The 3,277-nt window shown below is 71.1% G+C and carries 2 protein-coding genes; one reads left to right on the forward strand and one right to left on the reverse strand.

Annotated features, from left to right (window positions below; translation table 11 throughout):
• Positions 1–124: 124 nt before the first annotated feature.
• Positions 125–673 carry a TetR/AcrR family transcriptional regulator gene (locus LCE31_RS27815; protein ID WP_225018974.1) on the reverse strand — a complete coding sequence of 183 codons (549 nt, stop codon included), beginning with the start codon at positions 671–673 and terminating at the stop codon, positions 125–127.
• 160 nt (positions 674–833) lie between these two features.
• Here LCE31_RS27815 and LCE31_RS27820 point away from each other — a divergent pair, with 160 nt between their 5' ends.
• Positions 834–3,056 (forward strand): NADP-dependent isocitrate dehydrogenase, encoded by a 2,223-nt coding sequence (locus tag LCE31_RS27820; RefSeq protein ID WP_225018976.1) that lies wholly within the window; start codon positions 834–836, stop codon positions 3,054–3,056.
• The last annotated feature ends 221 nt before the right edge of the window (positions 3,057–3,277 follow it).

A 3,277-nucleotide genomic window follows, 5' to 3' on the forward strand; every position in this document is an offset into this window, starting at 1 on the left:
GCGTGCGGCCGCCCCAGGCGCACACCGCGTCCACCCCGCCGGCGGGCGGGGCCCGGGCGGCGGCCGCCGCCGCGCCGCCGCCGGGGGGGGGGGGCGGGCCGCGCGGCGCCGGTGGTGTCACAGGTCATGTCGCCACGCTCCGTCGTACGCCGCCGAGCAGGAGCTCGGTGGTCATGTACGAGAAGTCCTTCGCCGCGATCCTGCCGTCCTGGATCGACCAGACGCAGGCGCCGATCAGCCCGTAGAGGGCCTCGGTGAGCCAGGCGGGCGGCAGGTCGATGCGGAATTCGCCGCGCTCCTGGCCGCGCCGGAACAGTGCCGTGATACGGGCGTCTATCCGGTTCCAGCCCTCGTGCACGTCGCCCTCGAACAGCTGGTTCTCGGTGACGAGGAAGGCCAGCAGGCCGGCCGCGGGCTCGACGGCGGCGACGAAGCGGCGCAGCGCGTCCCCGGCCGCTCCCTCACCCAGCCGCGCCGCGTCGAGCGCGGCCTCCGTCTCCCGCAGGCCGAGCGACTCCAGCGCCCGTACGAGCGCGTCCCGGCCGGCGAAGTGCCGGTGCAGGGTGGCGCGTCCGATCCCGGCCGCCTTCGCCACCTCGTCCATGGTGGCGGTGGCGCGGCGGGTCAGGAGGGCGGCGGCGCTGCGCAGCACCTGGTCACGGTCGAGAGCCATGAGACGACCCTAAACCGAATGAGACAACGACGTCTCATCGAGTGGGGGATGTCACGTGAGGCCATGGCCGTGTCCCGTCGCGCCCGGCCACGGGATATCTTGATGTCGAGCAATATTGCAGAAGTCCTTGCTGACGTGAGCAACGTGGAGCGGAGCACCGGTGACTGACTCGACCATCATCTATACGCACACCGACGAGGCCCCGGCCCTGGCGACCTATTCGTTCCTGCCGGTGGTCGAGGCATACGCCGCCACGGCGGGCGTCGCCGTGGAGAGCCGGGACATCTCCCTGGCCGGGCGGATCATCGCGCACTTCCCGGAGCGTCTCAAGGAGGACCAGCGCAAGGGCGACGCCCTCGCCGAGCTGGGCGAACTCGCCAAGACGCCGAGCGCGAACATCATCAAGCTGCCGAACATCTCGGCCTCGATCCCCCAGCTCAAGGCCGCGATCGCGGAGCTCCAGAGCCAGGGCTACGCGCTGCCCGACTACCCGGACGACCCGAAGACCGACGAGGAGCGCGACATCCGCGCCCGCTACGACAAGGTCAAGGGCAGCGCGGTCAACCCGGTGCTGCGCGAGGGCAACTCCGACCGCCGGGCGCCCGCCTCCGTGAAGAACTACGCCAGGAAGCACCCGCACCGCATGGGCGCCTGGTCGGCCGACTCGAAGACGAACGTCGCCACCATGGCGGCCGACGACTTCCGGACCACCGAGAAGTCCGCGGTCGTCGCGGCCGACGGCGCCCTGCGCATCGAGCTGTCCGGCGACGACGGCAGCACCACGGTCCTGCGCGAGGCCGTGCCGGTCCTCAAGGACGAGGTCGTCGACGCGTCCGTGCTGCACGTGGCCGCGCTGCGCGAGTTCCTCACCGAACAGATCGCCGAGGCCAAGCGCCAGGGCGTGCTGTTCTCCGTCCACCTGAAGGCCACGATGATGAAGGTCTCCGACCCGATCATCTTCGGCCATGTCGTCCGCGCGTTCTTCCCGAAGACCTTCGCCGAGTACGGCGACGTGTTCGCCGCCGCCGGCCTCACCCCGAACGACGGCCTCGGCGGCATCCTGAAGGGCATCGAGTCGCTCCCCGACGGCGCCGCCATCAAGGCGTCCTTCGACGCCGAACTGGCCGAGGGCCCCGAGCTGGCCATGGTCGACTCGGACCGCGGCATCACCAACCTGCACGTGCCGAGCGACGTCATCGTGGACGCCTCCATGCCCGCGATGATCCGCACCTCCGGCCACATGTGGGGCAAGGACGGCGGCGAGCACGACACCCTCGCCGTGATCCCCGACAGCAGCTACGCGGGCATCTACCAGGCCACCATCGAGGACTGCCGCGCGCACGGCGCCTTCGACCCGGCCACCATGGGCTCGGTGCCGAACGTCGGCCTGATGGCGCAGGCGGCCGAGGAGTACGGCAGCCACGACAAGACCTTCGAGATCCCCACGACCGGCACCGTCCGCGTCCTCGACGCGAACGGCGAGGCCGTGCTGGAGCAGGCCGTCGGCGCCGGCGACATCTTCCGCATGTGCCAGACCAAGGACATCCCGATCCGCGACTGGGTCAAGCTCGCCGTCACGCGCGCCCGCGCCACCGGCTCCCCGGCGGTGTTCTGGCTGGACGAGACCCGCGCCCACGACCGGAACCTGATCGAGAAGGTCAAGGCGTACCTGCCGGAGCACGACACCGAGGGCCTGACCATCGAGATCAAGTCGCCCGTCGACGCGATCACGTACTCCCTGGAGCGCATCCGCCGCGGCGAGGACACCATCTCGGTCACGGGCAACGTGCTGCGCGACTACCTGACCGACCTGTTCCCGATCCTGGAGCTCGGCACGAGCGCCAAGATGCTGTCGGTCGTCCCGCTGATCAGCGGCGGCGGGCTGTTCGAGACGGGCGCGGGCGGCTCCGCGCCGAAGCACGTCCAGCAGCTCGTCAAGGAGAACTACCTCCGCTGGGACAGCCTGGGTGAGTTCCTCGCGCTCGCGGTCAGCTTCGAGCAGCTGGCGACGAGCACGGGCAACACGCGCGCCCGGGTGCTGGCCGACACCCTGGACCGCGCCACCGGCACGTTCCTCGACACGGACAAGTCGCCGAGCCGCCGCGTCGGCGGGATCGACAACCGCGGCAGCCACTTCTACCTGTCCCTGTACTGGGCGCAGGAGCTGGCGAAGCAGACCGACGACGCCAAGCTGGCGGAGGCGTTCGCGGGTCTCGCGAAGACGCTGACGGAGCAGGAGAGCACCATCGTCGACGAGCTGATCGCGGTGCAGGGCTCGCCGGCCGAGCTGGGCGGCTACTACCAGCCCGACCCGGCGAAGGCCGCGGCCGTCATGCGCCCGTCGAAGACGTTCAACCAGGCGATCGACTCGCTGAAGGGCTGATCCGGCCCCGGCACACGAGAAAGGCGAACGGCTCCCGTCCGGGGGTCGTTCGCCTTTCTCGTCCCTCCGGCGGACGTGTCGGTGTTGAAGCTCTGACACCTGCGGAAGCCCCCGGGGCCCCCCGGGGGGGGGGGGGGGCGGGCGGGGCCGCCGGCCGGGGACTCCACGCTGGGGCTCGTACACCGGCAGGACTATGTGGACGCGGTGCGCGCGGCGTCGGA

The sequence above is a fragment of the Streptomyces sp. 8L genome, from assembly GCF_020176795.1.
Taxonomy (GTDB): Bacteria; Actinomycetota; Actinomycetes; order Streptomycetales; family Streptomycetaceae; genus Streptomyces.

Bases quoted from the DNA above. Each gene is read 5' to 3' on its own strand.
- LCE31_RS27815 (WP_225018974.1), bottom strand. From the start codon at position 673: ATGGCTCTCGACCGTGACCAGGTGCTGCGCAGCGCCGCCGCCCTCCTG.